Source organism: Mesorhizobium maamorense, assembly GCF_044998965.1.
GTDB lineage: Bacteria > Pseudomonadota > Alphaproteobacteria > Rhizobiales > Rhizobiaceae > Mesorhizobium.
Map to the genome: position 1 here is coordinate 690,153 of NZ_CP173356.1, position 19,778 is coordinate 709,930.

The 19,778-nt window shown below is 61.6% G+C and carries 22 protein-coding genes; 8 read left to right on the forward strand and 14 right to left on the reverse strand.

Annotated elements, in window-relative coordinates:
- Window positions 1-88 precede the first annotated feature (88 nt).
- Entirely contained in the window at window positions 89-1,021 is a 933-nt protein-coding gene (locus ACIU1A_RS03755; RefSeq protein ID WP_140557419.1) for a LysR family transcriptional regulator, read from the forward strand.
- A gap of 101 nt (window positions 1,022-1,122) precedes the next feature.
- Here ACIU1A_RS03755 and ACIU1A_RS03760 read toward each other — a convergent pair whose 3' ends face one another.
- The 6 genes from ACIU1A_RS03760 to ACIU1A_RS03785 form a co-directional block, all read right to left on the reverse strand.
- Window positions 1,123-1,749, reverse strand: coding sequence for a hypothetical protein (locus tag ACIU1A_RS03760; RefSeq protein ID WP_404926646.1), 627 nt, complete (start codon window positions 1,747-1,749; stop codon window positions 1,123-1,125).
- Window positions 1,749-2,624 (reverse strand): ABC transporter permease, encoded by an 876-nt coding sequence (locus ACIU1A_RS03765; RefSeq protein ID WP_140498201.1) that lies wholly within the window; start codon window positions 2,622-2,624, stop codon window positions 1,749-1,751. The genes ACIU1A_RS03760 and ACIU1A_RS03765 overlap by 1 nt, the downstream gene beginning before the upstream one ends.
- Window positions 2,621-3,409: an ATP-binding cassette domain-containing protein gene (locus tag ACIU1A_RS03770; RefSeq protein WP_140498199.1), complete on the reverse strand. Its 789-nt coding sequence runs from the start codon at window positions 3,407-3,409 to the stop codon at window positions 2,621-2,623. The genes ACIU1A_RS03765 and ACIU1A_RS03770 overlap by 4 nt, the downstream gene beginning before the upstream one ends.
- Window positions 3,410-3,479: 70 nt before the next feature.
- Complete coding sequence (locus ACIU1A_RS03775) at window positions 3,480-3,923, reverse strand: hypothetical protein (protein ID WP_140498197.1); 444 nt, start codon at window positions 3,921-3,923, stop codon at window positions 3,480-3,482.
- Between the two features lie 29 nt (window positions 3,924-3,952).
- Window positions 3,953-4,924 carry a YVTN family beta-propeller repeat protein gene (locus ACIU1A_RS03780; protein ID WP_140498194.1) on the reverse strand — a complete coding sequence of 324 codons (972 nt, stop codon included), beginning with the start codon at window positions 4,922-4,924 and terminating at the stop codon, window positions 3,953-3,955.
- A 21-nt stretch (window positions 4,925-4,945) separates the two neighbouring features.
- Window positions 4,946-6,175: an ABC transporter substrate-binding protein gene (locus ACIU1A_RS03785; protein WP_404926647.1), complete on the reverse strand. Its 1,230-nt coding sequence runs from the start codon at window positions 6,173-6,175 to the stop codon at window positions 4,946-4,948.
- A gap of 68 nt (window positions 6,176-6,243) precedes the next feature.
- Between ACIU1A_RS03785 and ACIU1A_RS03790 the strand changes: the two genes are divergently transcribed.
- The 5 genes from ACIU1A_RS03790 to ACIU1A_RS03810 are packed head-to-tail and all read left to right on the forward strand — an operon-like array spanning window position 6,244 to window position 10,809.
- Window positions 6,244-6,459, forward strand: coding sequence for a hypothetical protein (locus ACIU1A_RS03790; protein ID WP_181170932.1), 216 nt, complete (start codon window positions 6,244-6,246; stop codon window positions 6,457-6,459).
- A complete protein-coding gene (locus ACIU1A_RS03795; RefSeq protein WP_404926648.1) occupies window positions 6,456-8,282 on the forward strand; it encodes a (5-formylfuran-3-yl)methyl phosphate synthase in 1,827 nt (608 codons plus the stop codon). The genes ACIU1A_RS03790 and ACIU1A_RS03795 overlap by 4 nt, the downstream gene beginning before the upstream one ends.
- 3 nt (window positions 8,283-8,285) lie before the next feature.
- On the forward strand, window positions 8,286-8,837 hold the full coding sequence (locus ACIU1A_RS03800; protein WP_404926649.1) for a flavoprotein: 552 nt from the start codon (window positions 8,286-8,288) through the stop codon (window positions 8,835-8,837).
- On the forward strand, window positions 8,830-10,224 hold the full coding sequence (locus ACIU1A_RS03805; RefSeq protein ID WP_404926650.1) for a DUF6513 domain-containing protein: 1,395 nt from the start codon (window positions 8,830-8,832) through the stop codon (window positions 10,222-10,224). Before ACIU1A_RS03800 ends, ACIU1A_RS03805 begins: the two co-directional genes overlap by 8 nt.
- A complete protein-coding gene (locus ACIU1A_RS03810; RefSeq protein WP_140566614.1) occupies window positions 10,225-10,809 on the forward strand; it encodes a DUF447 domain-containing protein in 585 nt (194 codons plus the stop codon).
- 17 nt (window positions 10,810-10,826) lie between these two features.
- On the opposite strand, the gene ACIU1A_RS03815 is transcribed toward ACIU1A_RS03810, so the two are convergent.
- The gene (locus ACIU1A_RS03815) at window positions 10,827-11,873 is read right to left on the reverse strand and encodes a hydantoinase/oxoprolinase family protein (protein WP_140566617.1); all 1,047 of its coding nucleotides are present in this window, start codon (window positions 11,871-11,873) and stop codon (window positions 10,827-10,829) included.
- Between ACIU1A_RS03815 and ACIU1A_RS03820 the strand changes: the two genes are divergently transcribed.
- Window positions 11,823-12,614 (forward strand): HisA/HisF-related TIM barrel protein, encoded by a 792-nt coding sequence (locus tag ACIU1A_RS03820; RefSeq protein WP_140560488.1) that lies wholly within the window; start codon window positions 11,823-11,825, stop codon window positions 12,612-12,614. The two genes, ACIU1A_RS03815 and ACIU1A_RS03820, sit on opposite strands and share 51 nt — an antisense overlap.
- A gap of 135 nt (window positions 12,615-12,749) precedes the next feature.
- Here the strand turns inward: ACIU1A_RS03820 and fae are convergent, their stop codons facing one another.
- From fae to ACIU1A_RS03855, 7 genes are all read right to left on the reverse strand, one after another.
- On the reverse strand, window positions 12,750-13,256 hold the full coding sequence (gene fae, locus ACIU1A_RS03825; protein ID WP_140498176.1) for a formaldehyde-activating enzyme: 507 nt from the start codon (window positions 13,254-13,256) through the stop codon (window positions 12,750-12,752).
- Between the two features lie 148 nt (window positions 13,257-13,404).
- Window positions 13,405-14,265, reverse strand: a complete 861-nt coding sequence (locus ACIU1A_RS03830) for a triphosphoribosyl-dephospho-CoA synthase (RefSeq protein ID WP_140524697.1) — start codon at window positions 14,263-14,265, stop codon at window positions 13,405-13,407.
- A gap of 12 nt (window positions 14,266-14,277) precedes the next feature.
- Window positions 14,278-15,225, reverse strand: coding sequence for a RimK family alpha-L-glutamate ligase (locus ACIU1A_RS03835; protein WP_140515160.1), 948 nt, complete (start codon window positions 15,223-15,225; stop codon window positions 14,278-14,280).
- Between the two features lie 51 nt (window positions 15,226-15,276).
- A complete protein-coding gene (gene mch, locus ACIU1A_RS03840; protein WP_140515161.1) occupies window positions 15,277-16,233 on the reverse strand; it encodes a methenyltetrahydromethanopterin cyclohydrolase in 957 nt (318 codons plus the stop codon).
- On the reverse strand, window positions 16,230-17,291 hold the full coding sequence (locus tag ACIU1A_RS03845) for an ATP-grasp domain-containing protein (protein ID WP_224655934.1): 1,062 nt from the start codon (window positions 17,289-17,291) through the stop codon (window positions 16,230-16,232). The genes mch and ACIU1A_RS03845 overlap by 4 nt, the downstream gene beginning before the upstream one ends.
- A gap of 46 nt (window positions 17,292-17,337) precedes the next feature.
- Window positions 17,338-18,231 carry an NAD(P)-dependent methylenetetrahydromethanopterin dehydrogenase gene (locus ACIU1A_RS03850; protein WP_404926652.1) on the reverse strand — a complete coding sequence of 298 codons (894 nt, stop codon included), beginning with the start codon at window positions 18,229-18,231 and terminating at the stop codon, window positions 17,338-17,340.
- 29 nt (window positions 18,232-18,260) lie between these two features.
- Window positions 18,261-19,232, reverse strand: coding sequence for a beta-ribofuranosylaminobenzene 5'-phosphate synthase family protein (locus ACIU1A_RS03855; protein ID WP_140524695.1), 972 nt, complete (start codon window positions 19,230-19,232; stop codon window positions 18,261-18,263).
- A gap of 157 nt (window positions 19,233-19,389) precedes the next feature.
- Here ACIU1A_RS03855 and ACIU1A_RS03860 point away from each other — a divergent pair, with 157 nt between their 5' ends.
- On the forward strand, window positions 19,390-19,770 hold the full coding sequence (locus ACIU1A_RS03860) for a 4a-hydroxytetrahydrobiopterin dehydratase (RefSeq protein WP_140498164.1): 381 nt from the start codon (window positions 19,390-19,392) through the stop codon (window positions 19,768-19,770).
- Window positions 19,771-19,778: the final 8 nt, after the last annotated feature.

Below are 19,778 nucleotides of genomic sequence, written 5' to 3' on the forward strand. Positions count from 1 at the left end.
GCTGGATCGGGGGAATGAAAACAAACGACACTTGATAAGTACAATTCAATAACTTTACGTTGGTACTAAAAATAATTTAGTATGAGACATGAGAAACCTCACGCTCAAGCATTTCAAGACCATCCAGGCCATCATCAAGCACGGAAAAATTGTGAGTGCGGCCAAGGCGTTAGGTCTGTCTCCTTCAGCACTGACAATTCAGTTGCGGCAAATGGAGGAAGAATTCCAACTGGCTCTGTTCGACCGGACGTCGGACGGCATGCGTCCCACTGCCGCAGGTTTGGCCGTCGTTGAGGCAGCGCAAGCTATCGAGGAGCATCTCGGTCTGCTCGAAGACAAGATCGACGCCATCAAGGGCGTTCGTACGGGTAGCTTGAGGCTCGGCGTCGTTTCCACCGCCAAGTATTTCGCGCCGCGGTTGATGGCTGCGTTCATGAAGGAACATCCCGACATCGACATGCGGCTTGCCATCGGCAATCGTGCCCAGACGATCGACAACCTCAAGAATCACGACATCGACATCGCGCTGATGGGGCGCCCGGCGAAAGAGGTCCCGGTGCGTGCTTCGGTCTTCGGCGACCACCCGCTGGTCATCATCGCACCGCCCGAACACCCGCTGGCGGCGGCACGCGATATCTCCAAGGAGCGCATTGCCGAGGAGCATTTCCTTATTCGCGAGCCCGGCTCCGGAACCCGCATCTCGCTGGAAATATTCCTGAGCGACGTGCCTGGCCGCATCGATGAACTCGGCGTCGAGATGGGCTCGAACGAAACGATCAAGCAGGCGGTGATGGCTGGTCTGGGCATCGCCTTCATTTCTGCCCACACGATCGCCGCGGAAACCGAAGCTGGCCGGCTCGTCATCCTCGACGTTGTCGGCATGCCGATCCGCCGACAGTGGTTCTCGGTGATACGAACCGATCACGCAATCTCGCCGGCCATGGCTACGTTCAACGACTTCCTGATGCGCAAGGGCGCGATGTATCTGCCCCTGTTCGGTAAGCTTTATCCCGATTCCTGAGCGGGATGACCGACGGATGGCGCTCGGAATCGACCGGAGCGAGACGCCGGACGTGTCGCCTGCCAAGAGACGTGAAATCCGTCGCAAGGTCGACTGAAGGTCTATTTCTTCCGACCGAGCGTTTCCGAGACGGTCCTGGACAATTGATAGAGCCGCTGCTCGATTATCGTCGGCACGTCGCAGACATAGGTCAGCGACTGGACACGTTCGTTGAAAATGCGCGTCGCCAAATTCAACTGGTCGGCACGCCGTTCGACTTCGTCCGGATCGGCGTCGGCTTTGGCACGCAGGGCGTCGACGTCGGATGCTTCCTTGCGCAATTCAGCCGCCATTTCGAGCTGCTTGTGGGCATAGCGGGAAATGCCGGAAATCACGTGCGAACGCTCGGCGTCCATGTGATCGAACATTCCCTGCACCAGCATCGCCATCTTTGGTGCGACCTGCTCCGCCGGCAGGGAAGCCGCGAAGTCCTTGATCTCCTTCTGGGCTTCGGCAATCGGCGTCCGTCGGGCCGCCACCGCCTCGACCAGCGCGGAGACGCCCGAATCCTTCGACCAATCCTTCGCCGCCGGGGGAAGCTCCGGCCCATTCCAGATCTGGCCGAGCGAGAGCTGCGGCACCTTGCGCTGCATGCAGGGCCAGTCGGGATCGGTGTTTGCCGCCCTGGCGTCCATCGGGACAAGCATGGCGACCAGAACCAGGGTGTGCACAAGTCTCATTCGCGCCATCAGCCGTTTCCTCCCGTGTCCTGTTTGCGGGTCATCAGGCCGCGCGAAGGATCGTACGCAATGATGGCGCCGCCCAGAAACAACAGCGTGCAACCGGCGACGACGCCCAGCGACAACCAGTCGATCTGCCCATAGAAGGCGAAGCGGATCAGTTCGACGGCATAGGTGAACGGATTGGCGAGGCAGATCTTGTAGAGCAGGGGGCTTGCCTCCTGGATACGCCACAAAGGATACAGCGCCGGAGACGCGAAATAGCCTGGAAAGATGACGAAGTTCATGATGCCGGCGAAGTTTTCGAGTTGCTTGATCATGGACGACAAAAGCATGCCGAGCGCGCAAAGCATCATGCCCGACAGAAACAGTGCCGGCAGCACGTAGAGATAGCCGAGCGGCGGCGCCCTGACGCCCCACAACCAGGCGACGATCAGAAATGCGTAGACTTGCACGATCGATACGGCCACGCCGGCCAACATCTTCGACACCAGCAGGAACCAGCGCGGAAATGGGCTGACCAGCAGGATGCGCATGTTGCCCATCTCGCGGTCGTAGACCATCGACAGTGAAGACTGCATGCCGGAAAACAGCAGGATCATGCCGCACAGACCCGGAGTGATGTAGACCTCGTAGAGCACATAGGTCTTGTAAGGAGGGATGATCGACACGCCGAGCACCTGGCGGAAGCCGGCGGCGAAGATGAACAGCCAGACGAGCGGCCGCACCAGTGAGGAAATGAACCGTTCGCGTTGGTGCAGGAAGCGCAGGCACTCGCGCAGGACGATGCCTTTCAGGCAAATGAGATAGTGGCGGAGGCCGAATGGTTCAGACCCTACCGGTTTGATGCCGACAACTTTTCCGGGCATCGCAGGAGCGCTCATGACGATGTCTCCGCCATGCCTGCCGCGTCGATGCGGCTGAGCTTCGAAAAGGCATCGCGAATGGAATTTCCTCCATTTGCCTGGACGACATCCGACACCTTGCCCCTGGCGACCAGGTCACCCCGCCGCAGCACGACGACATGATCGGTATCGTCGACTTCATCGATCAGATGCGTGGCCCAGAGCACGCCGATACCATCGGTTTCGACGAGCTTGCGGATGGTGGCGAGGATGCCAGCACGCGACTCGATGTCGAGGCCGACGGTCGCTTCGTCAAGCAGGAGCAGGGAAGGTCGGTGAAGCAGCGCCCGGGCGATCTCGATGCGCCGCATCTGACCGCCGGAGAGGCTGCGTGCCTTGTCATGCTGGCGGCCCTGCATGTCGACTGTGTCAAGCAGCGCGGCGATGCGCTGCCGGGCTTCGCGTCCGCCAATGCCATGCAGCGAGGCATGGTAGGAAAGATTCTGATAGACGCTGAGATCGAGGTCGAGCGTGCGCGCCTGGAACACGATGCCGACCCGTCTGAGAGCTTCGCCCGAAGCGCTGCGGATGTCGTGGCCGAAGATGCGGATCGAGCCGTGACGCGTGTCATAGAGGTGGCTGATCAGGGAGAACAGTGTTGTCTTGCCGGCCCCGTTGAGGCCGAGCAGGACCGTGAACGTCGCCGGCAAGATCGAGAACGAGACCTCTTTGAGTGCCCGCTTCGGTCCATAGGAGTGGCTGACGGCACTGACGTCGAGCGCCGCCGCCTCGTCTCCCGGTCCGCTTGTTCTCACATGCTGCATGCCCGGATCGCTCCTTCAGGACGCGTTGGCAGGACGCACTGCTATCTAGCGCGCCTGATTGCCTTTGGTCTCACTTGATCGTGATCTTGCCCTTCAGGCCCTTGTCGGCGAGGTCGGGAACCGACCAGGTATATTCGCCCGGGCGAACTGTGTGGAATTGCACCTGGATTGTTCCCGCGTCGTCGAATTCCAGCCAGGCCGGTCCGCCATCCATATGCACCTCCAGATCGTCGATGACGATCTGGTCCATCCACACATTGCGGAACAGGTCGGTCACGAACTTGTATTCGAAACCGCCCTTGGAGGTGATTTTCCACCGATAGCCTTGGCCGGCGATCAGTTCGAAATCCTTCTGATTGACGGCATAGGTGGAATCGGCCGAGCCGATAATCAATTCCGGCAGGTTCTTGCTGGCACGCGAGGGTTTTGGCGTTGCGTCATCCGCGCTTGCGCCGATCGGAGCAAGCACAAATCCGGCGAGCGCGGCGAAGATAAACCTATGGCGAAATTTCATGTCGCGATCCTCCCCTTGATCAATGTCTGCTATTTGGGCGAAATGGCCACACCCCAAGGCTGCTGGCCTACGGTGAGCGATTGGACCGGCTCGTCGGTCGCCGTATCGATGAACGTGATGTCGTTGGAGTTGCCATTCGTGGTGATCAGCGTTTTCTGGTCGGGTGTGAAGGCCAGGTGCCAGACGCGTTGGCCGACGAGGATGTATTTCTCGACCTCGTAGGTGTCGGTATTGACCACGGCGACATGGTTCGCCGGGCCGAGCGCGACATAGGCTTTCTTGCCGTCGGCGCTGATGGCGATGCCTACCGGCTGGATGGTCTCAGCCCGCAATCCCTGAATCGCGAACTGGATCTTCTTCACCACTTCGCGTTTGGCGTTATCGATGACGCTGACGGTGCCGCCGACCTCGGCGCTGACCCAGACCTGCGAGCCGTCCGGCTTGAATTCGGCAAAGCGCGGGCGCGTGTCGACCAGTACGTTATCGGTTACATCGTGGGTGCCAGTGTCGATGAAATGCGCCATGCTGGTGGTTTCCGAGGTGTTGACCATGGTCTTGCCATCAGGGCTGATACCCATGCCTTCCGGTTCCACGCCGACTGGAATCTCGGCCATGACCTGCTTGCTCTCGACGTCGATGGCGGTGACGAGGTTGTCGTCCTCATTGGCGACATAGAGCGTCTTGCCGTCAGGCGAGAGCACGAACAATTCGGGATCGGGGCCAGATGGCAGCGTGCCGACGATCTGCAGCGTCGCGGTGTCGATGATTTCGACCGTGTCGTCGTCACTGGCGCAAAGATAGACGAATTTGCCGTCATGCGAGATGGTGATGCCCCGTGGCCTCTGGCCGACCTCGACGGTCTTCACCACCTGCATGGTGGCCGTGTCGACGACCGTCATCGTGTTGTCCTTCTCGTTGGAAACGTAGGCCGTATAGGCCGATGCCGGGCTGGCCGTGAGGCCGGCCGCGAGAATGGCGAATGCACAAGCTCGTGTCTGCACGCAAATTCCTCCCCTTTGGCCCTACTTGAGGACGCATTTCGTTTCCGGCTGATCGATACCAAGCGTATCGAGTTCGGAGAATTGGTGGAGATAGCCCTCCTGCGGCGATGTCGACACGACCGACTTGGTGTCGCCAAGCAGGATCGGCTGGCGAAGCTGGAGGTTCCATTTGCGGAAGGTGAGCTTCTGTCCCTTGAAGGCGGCAACCGAGAAATCGCCCGACCGGATGTAGTCACTGATCTTTTTGGCATCGTCGCCTTTGGTGCGCGTGGTGGCTTCGCCGACGGCACGCACTGCTGTCCACGCCGACATGTCCTTGGAAAGCATCCGCCGGCCCGTCGTCTTCAGGAAGCGGCTCTGCATCTGGATGCCGCCCCATTGCTCGCTGGCGGGATGCCACGACGATGCAACAAGCCCGGCCGTGCCGGCGACCAGCCGCGGCGTCCAGGTGCGGTAGGGCACGTAGGTGCCAAACACCTGGCTTTCGTCGGCGACAAGCACAATGTCGTGCTCCGGCAGATTCTGCGTGAATACGGAAATCTGCTGCTGTATCTGCGTGGCGCCGGTGTCGGTACGCCTGGCCGTGCCGGTGTCCTTGAATTCCTTCTCGGCGACGATCTGGCCGCCGAAACGGGTTGCCGCGCGGCGCAACGCGTCGGCGTAGAGATGGTCCTGCTCATGCGAGCCGTAGAGCAGCACCCAATTCGGCCACTTCTTCACCATGAGATACTGCGCCAGCGCATCGGCAAGCATGCTGCGCGTCGGCGCGATATGAAAAACATTGATGCGGCAGTCCTCCTCGCGCAGGCTATCGTCGGTGGCACCGATGTTGAAGATCAGCACGCCCTTGTCGCGGGCTATATCGGCGATCGACAGCAATTGTTTGGCCGAGAGGTCTGCGACGACATAGTGGTCACCTTTGGCGATCAGGTCCTCGAATGCCTGAACTGCGTCGGCTTCGGGTTTGATCTCGGTCACGTCGAGGCTGAATTTCTGGTCGGTGAATTTTCCGGTGGTGTTGTTATCGCCGATTGCCACAGTGGCGCCGGCGACACCTTCGTCACGCGGCGGCAGGTCGAGCATGGAAAGCGTCAATTGCGGCGCGTAGGCCCGCAAATACCCTATCTTGATTTCAGTGACCTTTTTTTCCGGCTTCGCCGCCGCTTCCTGGGCTATCGCGCCCGGAGCGTTGACGGTCAGGGAAAAAAAGCACAAAAAGGCGGCGAGAGTGCCCGGCACCGCGCTCGTCATCGATAGTAATTACCCATTCTTGCGCTGAGGTCCGACGGGTGTCGGAGCAGCGCTAAGTCCAGGTGCCCATGGTCAACTTAGCCGACCCGCAAAATTTATCAAACCCTATCGGACGACTTTTCGCGTCTGCCCTGGCTCGCTGTCTTTTTGACAAACATGCCATGGCGGCTGAAAAGATTGCCATCTTCGATTTCGAGGTCGTTCGCAGCTATGTCATCCGCGACGTGCGTGAGAATCGAGCGGACGAAATCTTGTCCTCCAAACTGGAGAAACTGTTCAAATGACCAGAATGCTGGCCAGCGTCACCGGCATCGAAGAGGCGGAGATCGTTCTTTCGGGCGGCGCCGACATCGTCGATCTGAAGGATCCGAAGGCGGGAGCGTTGGGCGCGGTACCCACGGAAACCATCCGCCGAACGATTTCGTTCATCGCTGGTCGGGCTCCGGTCAGCGCGGTCTGCGGCGACCTGCCGATGGAACCCGAAACGATCCGCGCCAAGGCTGAAGAGATCGCGGCGACCGGCGTCGATTATGTCAAGATCGGGTTTTTCCCATCGGCTCACATCCCTGCCTGCGCGGAGGCGCTCGAACCGCTCGCCGCGCGAACGAAGTTGATCGCTGTGCTCTTTGCCGATATGGCGCCGGACTTCGAGCTCCTGCCGGTATTCGGCAGGCACCGCTTCCACGGCGTGATGGTTGATACCGCGCAGAAGGGAAAGGGCCGGCTGCTCGACCATTTGCCACCGGAGCGGATTCCGGGATTCGTCGATCGAGCCAAGTCGCTCGGTCTGATGGTTGGCCTGAGCGGATCGCTCGAAGCCCCGGATATTCCACGTCTATTGCCTTTCGCTCCCGATTTCCTCGGCTTTCGCGGCGCGCTGTGTGGCCATGCCGGCCGCTCGGGTTCAATCAGCGCCGAGGCGGTCTCGCAGATTCGCGAATTGGTCCCGGCAGAGCCTGGGACGGGCGGTAAATCGAGCATCGACTATCGCCTGTTGGCAGCGAGAGGCTATTCGCCGGGCACCGATCCGACACTGGGCACGGACAGGATTTTCGTGCGGGATTTTGTTCTGCCGGTCCAGATCGGTGCCTACAGCTTCGAGCATGGTCATACTCAAAAGGTGCGCTTTGATGTGATCGCCGACGTGCTGCAAGTCACCGACCATCCCGAGGACATGCGCCATGTGTTCTCCTATGACATCATCATGGATGGCATTCGCACCATCGTCGCGCGGGGGCACATTCAGCTCAGCGAGGCTTTGGCCGAGCAAGTGGCGGCGCACGTTCTGGAGAACCAGCGCGTCGTGCGCGTCACGGTAAGGGTGGAAAAACTCGAGCTCGGGCCTGGCGGTGTCGGCGTCGAGATCGAACGCAAGCGCCAATCGGCAGGACGCGGTGTCGCCTCCGGCTCTGCCGGCCGAAAAGACCGAGGCAGTGTTTCCCGGCCGCGCCAGCAAGGCTCCGACGTCCTCGGGCGGGCCGTCGTCAAGCTTGGCGGCAGCACTGCCCATGCGGCGGAAATGACGAGCTGGATCGCGGCGCTGGCGGGTTCCAGGTTACCGATCGTCATCGTGCCCGGCGGCGGCCTGTTTGCCGACCAGGTGCGCGAGACGCAGACCCGCATGGATTTTTCCGACACCGCCGCACATGCCATGGCGATCCTCGCCATGGAGCAGTTCGGCCAAATCATCCTCGATCGGGACGAAAGACTGACGCCGGCACGATCGCTGGAGGAGATTGTGCGAGCATTGGACGAAGGGAAGGTTCCGGTGTGGCTGCCGTCGTCACTTGCGTTGCCGGCACCGGACCTTCCGGCCTCTTGGGACATTACCTCCGATTCCCTGGCTGCCTGGCTTGCCGGGAAGCTTGGCGCGAACGCGCTCTTGCTTATCAAGCAGACCGATGCATTCTTCGACAACGATACCCCTGACAGCCTGAAGGCCAGGGGCATTGTCGACCCAGGCTTTGCCGCCATGCTGCCCGACGGCATCGATTTCCGTCTCGCGGGTCCGAAGGATGCCGCCGAGGCGGGCGCGCTACTCGCATCGGGCAAGCTGCCCGGCATCGGGATCGTGGCTTCGACCCCCTCGGCAAAGAAGGCAGGATAGCCGATGGTGAAGCTGCACGTGCCGCGCTGGGCGTGGGTTTTGACGGGGTCCGGGCATTTTTTCACGGAGAGCTTCGCACTTGTTCGCCAACTCGAACATTGCGATGTCTTCGTGTCGAAAGCCGCCAATGAAGTGCTGCGCATGTACAAGCTCAAACTCGATTTTCCGGAGACGACGCGCGTGCTGCACGACAAGACGGCGAGCGCCATTCCCGTCGGCGAATTTTACCACGGCGTCTACCACACGGTCGTGGTAGCGCCTGCCTCGTCCAACACGGTTGCCAAATGCGTCTGGGGTATTTCCGATACGCTTGCCACCAACGTCTTTGCGCAAGCCGGAAAGTGCCGCGTGCCGATCATCGTCTTTGCCTGCGACACCGCACCCGAACTCGAAACCATGGCACCGCATGGCCTGGTCAAAGTCTATCCGCGCAGGATCGACCTGGAAAACACCGAGCGGCTGAAGGGGTTCGAACGTATCCAGGTCGTCGAGTCGCTCGCCGACCTTAACGCGGCGGTTCAGCAACGCCGGGCCGAGCTGTCCGGCCATGGCTGAGCGGCTGGTCTTTCTCACCGGACATCTGGCCAAGGCACGGCTGGAAAAGCTGCTATCCGGTCTGGGCGAGACGGAGTTTTCGTGGGAGGTGGTCGACATAGGTGTCAAGGTCGCCGCACTGATGACCGAAGACATCATAAAGCGGCGTCTCATCGCGCCCGACGCGGTTGACCGCTTTATCCTGCCAGGGCGCTATCGCGGCGACATCGAGCAATTGTCGAACCATTTCGGCGTGCCCTTTGCGCGCGGTCCTGACGAGATCGCAGACCTGCCGGCCTTTCTCGGCCGTGTCGGCGAGCCGCCGGATCTTACGCGACACGATATGCGCATCTTCGCCGAGATCGTCGATGCGCCAATGCTGTCGATCGAAGCGCTCATGCTGCGGGCGGGGACGCTAGCTGCCGCCGGCGCCGATGTCATCGATCTTGGCTGCCTGCCTGAAACGCCATTTCCGTTGCTGTCGGAGGCTGTGCGCGAGCTCAAGGCACAAGGATTTCAGGTCAGCGTCGATTCGGCCAGCGCGGACGAACTGTCGATCGGTGCGCGCGCCGGTGCGGACTATCTTCTCAGCCTCGACGAGAACACGCTGCCGTTAGTCTTCGGCCATGGGGCTACGGCAGTGTTGATCCCGTCCGCCCCCGGCGATCTGGATTCGCTTGGCCGCGCCATCGATGCGGCGCAAAGGGCTGGCATTTCCTTTATCGCCGATCCCGTGTTGGATCCGATCCACTTCGGCTTCGCCCAATCGCTCGGCCGCTTCATCGAGGCGCGCCGCCGCTGGCCGGAGATCGAATTGCTGATGGGCACCGGCAATCTCACCGAACTTACCGACGCCGACAGTTCCGGCGTTACGGCCGTTCTAACGGGCCTCTGCTCGGAACTCGGGATTCGAAACGTGCTAGCCGTGCATGTCAGCCCGCACACGGTGCGGACGATCGAGGAGCACGACATTGCCCGCCGCGTGATGTTTGCCGCCCGCAATGACGGTGCACTGCCGCGAAGCTATCACCCAGGCTTGCTGCAGATCCACGATCGCAAGCCTTTCACGGCCTCGACCGATGATATCGCTGCATTGGCGGCCGAGGTGCGCGACGCCAACTACCGTATCGCGGCAGCGGAGGACGGCATTCATATTTTCAATGGCAAAGGGCACGCGGTTGCCACGGATGCGTTCGAATTCTTCGCCGGACTTGGCGTGGAGACCGACGGTGCGCATGCTTTCTATCTGGGCGCGGAACTGACGAAGGCCGAGATCGGGTGGCGCCTCGGCAAGCGCTATGTTCAGGACGAGCCGCTCGCATGGGGCGTTGCCGCACCGGCTCCCGAAACCGACCGTACCCGTCTTGCCGAACCGGGCGAAACGCTTCGCGCGAAGAAGGAGGGCTAGGTGCCTTACATTCGCGAGACAATCATCACCACTGTCGACAAGACAGGAAAGGTCCATATCGCGCCGATCGGCATAATCTCCGAAAAAGACGGCTGGGTCATCGCACCGTTTCGTCCCTCGGTTACGCTCGACAATCTGGCGGCGGTGCCGTTCGCCATCGCCAACTACACCGACGACGTGCGCGTCTTCGCTGGATGCCTGACCGGGCGCAAGGACTGGCCGACCGTTCCCGTTGAAAATTTTCTGGTTCCCCGGTTGGCGACTGCGCTGGCGCATTCGGTTCTCGAAGTCGAGAGCGTTGACGATGATGGCGTGCGCCCTCGCCATTTCTGCCGCGTGGTTCGAGAGGAAATGCATGCGCCTTTCACCGGCCTTAACCGTGCCAAGGCGGCTGTTCTGGAACTGGCCATCCTGGTCAGCCGGCTCGGCATGCTACCCCGCGACAAGATCGAGGCCGAGATCGCGTATCTTTCGATCTCTATCGAAAAGACAGCCGGCGCTGACGAAAGGGAAGCCTGGGGTTGGCTGATGCAGCGTGTCAATGATCACCTAGTCGTCAAAGGGTCCAGCAGCGAGGACGCGTGAGCGTGACGCGAGCGCCGCTACGCTGCTTGTGATCGATATCCAGCCAGCAGCGCCACCGCCGATGCTGGTGCGGCGCGGCTGGCCTCGCCGCGAACAGCGTTATGGGCGGGGACGATGTCGGCGAAATCGACAAAGCGACGTTCCATGCGCTCGGCCAGCCGCCTGATCTGCCAGCGGCCCGTTCCGGCGCCGACGATCGGAACATCTTGAGCAAGACCCCAGGCAACCAGGGATGCTGCGTCGTGGATTTTCCGCAATTGCTGCTCGCTGAACCAGCGTGCGACTTCACCCCATTCCGGCGGCGAAAGTTCAGCGGCGTCGCGCCCGACCATGCGCGCCAGTCGCGCGATTGAGCCGTGGACGGTCTTTTCCTTGCCGTCGGCGGAAGGGTGCATGTCGTCCTCCTCATCGAGCACGCCCAGGATCCGGTGCGCGTCGGCGATCGAGGCGAAATACTCGTTCATCAATGGCGTCAGCCTTCGATGGACCGGAGCAGACGAGGCTACACCGAACAGGAATGTCCTGGTGAAACCGGTATAGACCAATTCACCAGTCAGAAGCCGTCCGGCATCGGTGTAGCCCTCATTGACGACGGCGCCGTCCTTTATGGCGATAATGTCGGTGGTGGTGGAGCCCATATCGACGAACAGGGCATCGCCGGCCAGTTTTGCCACCAAAGAGGCTGTCGCGTGCCAGTTGGCGGAGGCGACATCAGTGCTCAGCCGCGCTGCCTGCTCGACCTCGACAAAGCCGGATGATCCGGCATAGATCAGCTTTTCGCCTGTGGGAAAACGATTGGAAATCTGACCCAGCAGCGTCGTCACGCCGATATCGCGGGACGCAAAGATGTCCGATAGCTCGCCCGTCATGGTGAACGCGTTGAGATCGGCTTCCGCATAGATCGGGGCTGTTTCGTCGAGGGCCGAGGTCAGGCTGTGCAACCCTTGCCAAAGCGGCGTGGCGATCGTTACCGCGCCGACGATGCGGCCGCCTTGCGCGCGCGTCACCTTCAGATGCGCGCCGCCAATGTCGAAACCCGCAATGATGCTCTTTCTTTTTTCCACACTTCAAGCTTTCATGACAGCAGTTGGTTGGCGAGAAAAGCGTTGCGCATCATTCCGGTTCTCGACTTGAAAGGCGGCGAGGTGGTTCGCGCCCAGCAAGGAAAACGCGATCGCTACCGGCCGATCATTACGCCGCTCAGCCGAAGTTCCGATGTCCTCGCCGTCGCCGAAGGGTTGCGCACGCTTCATCCCTTTTCGACCTTCTACATCGCCGATCTGGACGCCATTGGAGGCGGTACTCCAAACAGCGACGCACTTGCCCGGCTGAGGGCGATGACGCAGCCGCCTGAGCTCTGGGTCGATGCCGGCGTAGCAGACAGGAAAACGCTTCTGGCGGCGCTCGCTGAACATTCGGTTTACCCGGTGTTGGGCTCCGAATCGCAGCAGGACGATGTGCTGCTCCGGCATTTTCGCGATCATCCCGATCTCATCCTGTCCCTTGACTTCTTTGGCGATGATTTTTGCGGACCGCGTTCTCTTCTCGCTGAGCCCGAGCTTTGGCCGCAAAAGGTGATCGTCATGACGCTGGCCAAAGTCGGTGCGGCCGCCGGCCCGGACTTCAGGCGGCTGGAGGAGGTCAAGGCCAAGGCGGGAAGTCGCGCGGTCATCGCGGCCGGCGGCGTCCGCGATGACAACGATATCCACGCATTGTCAGCGATGGGCATCGCCGCAGCGCTGGTCGCAACCTCACTGCACAACGCCACGCTCACACCTAGTCACCTGGCGTCGCTCGGCGCCTGATCACAGTTGCTCCTCACCCCCGAAAGGCGGGCGCCCTTCGGGAGTGTCGCTTCAAAAGCCCAGAACCCTTTTCAGCCGGCGCAACAGACCATCCGTTTCGGAAGATGGCTTTTCCTGTGCGGGGCTGTCTCTTGTCTAGGCCGCGAACGGATGCTTGACGTTGTCGCGCTGAGCGGTGGCTTCGGCGGCGGTCGGGGTTCCTGCGATAGCGCGCTGGATGGCCTCCTTTGTCGCCTCGTAGTTGTATTTCTGGATCTTGGCGTCGTCGGCCGCGTCCCAATGGATGAATACGCCAACGCAAATGAACACGTCGTCCGCTTCGTTTGCCGGAATTGTCCCGTCCGCGACGCTGTCCTGCACTGCCTTTGCAACGGCGTGCTGCGCCGGGCCGAACATCTGTACAGCCTGCTTGGCGCCCTTGATCGTGACCTTGTTGAACATCACCGTATTGGGCTTGCATTGAAGATTGGGCGCGATCACCGCCAAAAGCGAGGTAAAACCGTCCTTGTTGTTGGTAAGCGCGTTGCAAAATGCCGTTTCGACTGCGCTCCCTCGCGGCCCGATGAGCAGGTCGACATGCGCGACTTCGTTGCCGTCCCCGACCAGCGATTCACCGACCATTACCTTCGAGATTTTTGCCATGCCAATTTCCTCCAAGACACAATTATGATGTCCACGGACGCTGCAACCGAGCAGGCGCTCGATGGACAGCTATCCTTGTTGGCAGCGCCCGGATTGCCCGGACCGGTTGGCTAGATAGCCGCGGAAGCACAGCTCCCGCTTTTGGAAGTCAAGCACCAACGCCGCGATTATGCAAGCGAGTGCCTAGAGTGTGGACTAAAAGAGTAGCCACGGTCAGATCGGCCGAGGTGCCGGGGTTTACTTTGTCCGCCTTCAGCCGGCGGTCGAACTCCATGAGCAGGCGAATGCGTGACGGCTCGTCGCCGTTGGCATGGAGCGTCGCCTGAACGGAAAGAGCGTCCTGTCGCGCCTGATTTGCGACTTCAATTCCGTGATTGCGCACCACGTGACTGTCGGGGAAGCCTGCGAGAAACGCCATATAGGCGAACACGGTCGGCCACATGCCGCTTTCTCCGCGAGCTAGCGCCCCTACCAGCGCGGCCAGCCCTACCCCGAACACGTCGCCGAAACAGGTGTCATACTGGCGGGCGATCATATCGCGGTCGGCAGCCTCCCGCATTGCTTCCAAGAGATGAACCTTCGGCTCCTGCCGCACATCATTCGCGGCATCTCCCAGGCCGCCTGGCGCTGCCATGGCGATCGCCTCGAACACTGCCCTGGTATCGTCCATGCTCAACGCGCGCAGCAGCGAGTCGAGATTGTCCTGCAAGCTGCCACTCCTCATTTCGGCGGCGCCTATCAGAGGCCCCGCCAGGAGGACGATGCCGAGATTGGTGTTGGTTGCTACCGCCAGGCGTGTCGCACGCACCGCCTCCAGCATGCGCTGCCCGACCGAGAGGCGAGGATCGGTCAGCGGCTCGGACGAAACCTCGGCACTCATCATGAACTGGGCGGCGGACATGCCGTGTCCGTCGGCGAACAGGTGGACGTTGCCCGGCTTCAGAGCTTCGATCTCCATCCGGCAGGCATCCTTGTAGCTAGCCCGGAGGCGTTCACGCGATAACGCCATCCTGCCGCTCCGTTACGAATTCGCCGGCGCGGTGAAACGGAAGGGCCGCGGCGCGGCGGTCGCTTCGGTGCGGTCGGCCAGGAATTTCAGCAGGGCATCGGCGATCGCTTCGGCGATGTTCACAGCGACCACCGATTGCAGTCCTGACCAGGCGGGCATGCTGTTCACCTCGAGTACGAACAAGCTGCCATCGTCGGCTCGCACGATGTCCACGCCGGCGAAATCCGCGCCGACGGCGGCTGACGCGGCGACAGCCAGCGATGCCAGCTCAGCCTTGCCAGGTCCCGAAACCGGCTCCGGCACGCCACCCCGGTTGACGTTCGTGATCCAGTCGTCGCTGCTGCGGCTCATCATCGCGACGGTTTCGCCGGCGCAGACAAAAACGCGGAAATCCCGGAAGGGCGGGCCGGCGCGCGACACATAGTGCTGGAGATAGTAGACGCTGTTCACCTCGTCTGCGGCGGGAAGGTCGGAGAGCGTACGGATCAGCCTTATCCCGCGGCCTTGCGCCCCGAACAATGGTTTCAGCACCAGCGGTCCCTCCCGAAGCTCCTGCGCCGCGATCTCCTTGGCGGCGGCAAGGCCTTCGACGGCGAATGTCGGTGGCGTTGGCAGACCGGCATTTTTCAAGAGGAAAGTCGTCATCGACTTGTCGACGCAGCGTTCGACCGCCTGCGCCGAATTCCACACGGGAACCGACAGCCGGCTCAGCGCGTGCAGTACCCCGAGGCGCCGGGTGATCGCTTCGAACGATCCGGCGGCGATCGAACGGACGAGCACGGCATCGGGCAGCGCACCGCCGAAACCGGGGATCGAAAGTCCGCCCGGGCTGCCGGTGTCGAACGCGATCGCCGCCAGCGGCACGGTTGCAACAATAGCGCCCCGTCGACCAAGCCTTGCCGCGAGGCCACTTGAGCCGGTGTCCGAATTGTCGCTGACGATCAGGATGCGAGGGATCATGTGGTGCCTCGGATGTGGCGGATGACGGACGGGTCTCTTTGTGCCGCCATGCTAACCGAGGCTCCGTTCGAGCATCTTTGGATCACGCCGGCCAGCGCGAAACGTATCGCCGGTTTCGATCGCCGTCACGATCACTTCGGCCGGGCTGAACAACAGTGGATCGATGGCATAGAAATCCCCCTTGAACCGCTTGAAGATCTCGGCAAAGGGTTGACCGTAGTCCCGTGAGGCGCGGCTCGGAAGTTTCTCCGCGAGGTTGCTGGCCTCTTTTGCCGACCCTTTTACGAAGAGCTGGACGCTGCCGCCATAGATGATGGCATCGTTCGTTCTGCCCATGGCGGTCAGGAAATCCGGGTGGGGGGCGGGGATTGGCGCCGCTCCGATGCCGTCGACAACGTTCTCCAGCGGAAATTTGAGATCGTTGGCCTTGTGCAGGGCAACCTCGAGCGCGCGCGCAACGATCTGCAGGCTGCCGGCAAGGCTTTGCGTCGGCGCGTAGAGGAAGGTGAGCTTGTCGGTTGCCAGTCCGGTTGCCTTGCTCACTTTCTCGACGATTGCTGGGGGAGGCGGTTTGGCAGTCTCCAGGATAAGCACGGCGGACGATGCGGTGTCTCGATAGGAAAGCGCGTCGAACAGGGGTTCGACGCGGGCGAGTGCCCGCGCCGGTCCCGATCCCATGGCGAAATAGTCCTGGGCAGACAGGTTCCAGCCCGCATATTGACTGCCTAGGCAGGCCAGTACGGGCTGCGACGAGCGCACCTCGACGGTGAACGGCCATTTCCGCTCCGTGCGGTCCATGAACACCGAAACGCTGCCGAGACCGCCCATCGCCGCCTCTGCCATGCGCAGCCCGGCCTCGACGCTGCCGGGCGCCTTGGCGCCGACATCGATAAGGAGCTCGCCCAAGGTTCCCTTGGAAGCGGCGATCCGCAGCCGTTCGGCGTCGCTGATCATGCCGTCAGCGATGCGCTGTGCATTGTCGTTCAGGAATGCCGAACCGTCTTTCATGTCCGGTCTCCTTCCCATTGGAGTTGCAACCGGCGGGCTTGCCCCTTGATGAGCCGCCTGGTCAAATCGGCGTTCGGACCGCGCGCGAAGACGGTGCAGACGGGGTCGCCGGCAATCAGAGGGGTGCCGGGCGACTGATGGTCAGCGGTCCATTCGGGCCACGCAATCGACGGAAACCGCGCGATTGGCGTCGCGGCGTAGGTCACCATTGAAGCCATCGAATCGACGAAGCGTGGCAAACGGTAAGTTCCGCCGGTTGCAGCTCGCAGATGTGCTTCGATCAGCGGCGCGTCGGCCTCGTCAAAAATGTCCAGCGTGGCGCCTGGCCGCGGATTGATCTCGATGAGCTTGTAGCCATCCGATCCGCGAATGAGATCGGCGCTGCACAATCCAACCAGGCCGGCACGGCGCGTCAGGGCTGAAAGCCAGCCGCCGATGACCGCCGCCTGCCTGCGGTCGAAGCGTCTCAGCCGCACGGCCCCGCCATAGCGGTAGGGCGCCGTGGAGACGGGGGAAGTCCATTGTTGGCTGAAGCCGACGATGCGCGCGGCCTGGCCGTCGCCGACGAACAGGGCCGAGATACTGCGTCCGGCGACGAAACGCTGGAAATAGCGGCCGGTGGTCTGGCTTTCTCCGGCCGCCTGTCTGATATGCCCACCCCCGGCGCCGCCCACGGTCTTGGCCACCCAGCTGTCTGGCTCAGGCGGTCGATCCCACCGGAATTCCGGATGTGGGATGCCGAGTTCGGCACAATCCGCGGCCAGCAATTGCGGGTCCTTGATCCTGCTGATCGCCGCGCCGCGATTGCCGGCAAGCGGAAAATGGCGAGCGACGGCGTCGACAGTCTCCGTCATCCGCTCAAAACCCGAGCCCAGGACGACGGCGACCGGCTGGTCTTCGCCGACCAGGTCCCGAAGCGTCTCGATGATGCGCTCGCCGTCGATGCCGTCCTGTAGGTTACCCGGCAGCTTGGTCGTTCGTTCTGCCAGCGCAACCGTATCGGTATCGCAGAAGAAATCAGCGACCAACGGACGGTAGCCCGCACGCCGCGCAGCCATGGCCAATGCCCGGCCTGAAATCGCCGCGATCAGCAGAGATCTGGCGCTATTTGGCAATCTCGCGTGCAAGGGAAAACGCTTCCTGGAAATCGAGCGCGATCGTTTTTTCGGATTCGATCATTCTTTTGAAAAGGCCAGACTCGACCTTATATTTGACGTTGCCGATGGCAAGCGGGCCAATTCCGACGGCCTTTGCCGCTTCTAGCGGGTCGCCATTGGCATTGACGGCCAATCCTTCGATGCCTGCGGGCGGGACCGCGTTGACGTCGGCGGCGATAAGCAAGCCGCTGCCTCTCAACTGGGCCTTTGAAACCACCTGGACGCCGGCTTTCGCACAAGCCAGTATGACCTCACTTGCTTCGACCAGATCGGCTTTCCGGGCATCGCTCGATCCGTCAGCCGCATCGACACCGATCTTGAATCGGCTTTTGATCTCGGCAGCGATCTGTTTCACCCTTTCGATGCCGTCATGGCCGACAAGCGTGACGCGGGCGCCCTCCCTTGCCGCGATGACGGCGGTGCAGAAGCCAACCACGCCGGTGGCGCCGAAAACAGCCACCCTCGTGTCCTTCAGCCCGCGCTCGAATTTCTTCTCCAACGCCTTTTCGACCTTGGCCACCATCGCCGCGGCCGTGGTGAACGAGCCGGCCGGGTCGGCAAATACCGAAACCTGGAAAGGCGGCACCATCGCCTTCTTCGCGGCATCGAACATGTCGAGCGCCAACGAAGCATCCTTCCCGGCGATAAAGATGCCGGTATCGACGCCGGCATCCGGCGGACGCGAAAAGATCGCGTCCTGAACCAGGCCTGTCACCTCGCCAAGGCCAACATCGACATAGGGGACTACACTGTCGAAGCCAGCGTCGAGCGCCATGTTCACGTCGAACGGGCTCATGTGCTTCAACGGCGTCAGCATATGCAGGATATGTTTGCGGGCCATTTCTCGCCTTTCTGCTTGGAATCTGAGCGTCAGCTGCCGACGAGACCGAGTCCGGTCGAACTGATCTTCGCGCCGGAGTTCCTGCCCTTGACGATCTTGATCTGAAGGCCGTCTTCAACGGCTGTCTTCTGAACCGCGCCGACGAATTTGAGCGCGGCGTCATGCGACGGCGCGAAGGCAAAGCCTGTGGGTCCCCAGGAACTCTGGCCGATCCCGACGGCGCCCGCTTTATTGAGACGGTGAGCGACCATCTCGACCCGCTTTGAGGTGAACACACCGCCCTGCGCCGGAGCGAAATGGCTGCCGATCAGCATCTGTATCGCGGTGACGGCAGCGCCGAATGCCGCAAGATCGCGCTCGACCAAGGCCGGCATGATACCCATCAGTACCCTCCGGCAGATCTCGCCGCTGCCCGCCGTCGGGAAGGGTGGCAGTGAACGGAACGCCGCGACCTCTGCCTCGCCATGCAGTCCATGCCCGGCATGGTCGAGGATGAGGATGACGCGCCATTCTTCGGGAAACGGCAGCCGCGCGACGACCGGAGGCGGTCCGCCACGCTCGTCCTTGCCCGCGTCGACAATCACGCCGCCGTCTTCGAAACTTGCGATGCCGATTCCAGATCGGCCGCCTCGTTCGAGCAGGGTCGCGTCGCCGGCGACATCGAGAGGCAGGTTGTGGAGCGTTCGCAGTGCCGAGGCGACGGCAAGGGCGATCTGCGTGCCGGACCCAAGGCCGGCGTGACTCGGGATCGACTGTTCGATCACCAAATGGTGCTGGCCGCGAATGCCGAGATGCCTGCAGAGCGTCGACAAGTGCTCACCGGCGCGAACGCTCTCGGAACCTTCGACTATGGTCTCGCCGGACCGCGACAGGGTGACAACGGTTTCGGGTTCACTCAACGGAAGCCCAACGCTGCCAAAGCGACGTCCGGCATCGCCATTGAGATCGAGGAAGCCAAGGTGAAGGCGAGCGGGCACTCGTACGGTAACAAAATTCGACATCTGCCCCCCGATGGGTGCATCATGGATGCATCATGGAAGTTTAGGTGCCCGCCACGATGATAACTGTTTTCGTCGAGGGAGCAAGCCAAAGAGAGTGCATTCATGTTTCTGCTTTGGCCTGTCGTGTTGACGGACCGAGCAATTCGGGGAGGTCGAGATGAGCGAAACGGTCAAGGAGAAGGTCTATTCGGACGCCGAGATTGCCGACCGGCTTGAGAAGGAGCTGCCGAAATGGCGCTACGAAAACGGCTGGATCCGGCGCAAATACAAGACCCACAGTTGGAAATCGACGCTGATGGTCATCAACACGGTTGGCCATCTCGCCGAGGCGGCGTGGCACCATCCCGATATCACCGCTTCCTATGCCTGGGTCGAGGTACGCCTGATGAACCACGCGGCGAAGGGTATCACCGACAAGGACTTCGAGTTGGCGAGAAAGATCGAGGACGTTGTCCAGTGGCAGCCGGCCAAGGAAGGCGGAGCGCTGGAGGGAACTCCGGCGACCGATCAACGCTTCGCTTACATCAAATATGATTAAGCGCGGTC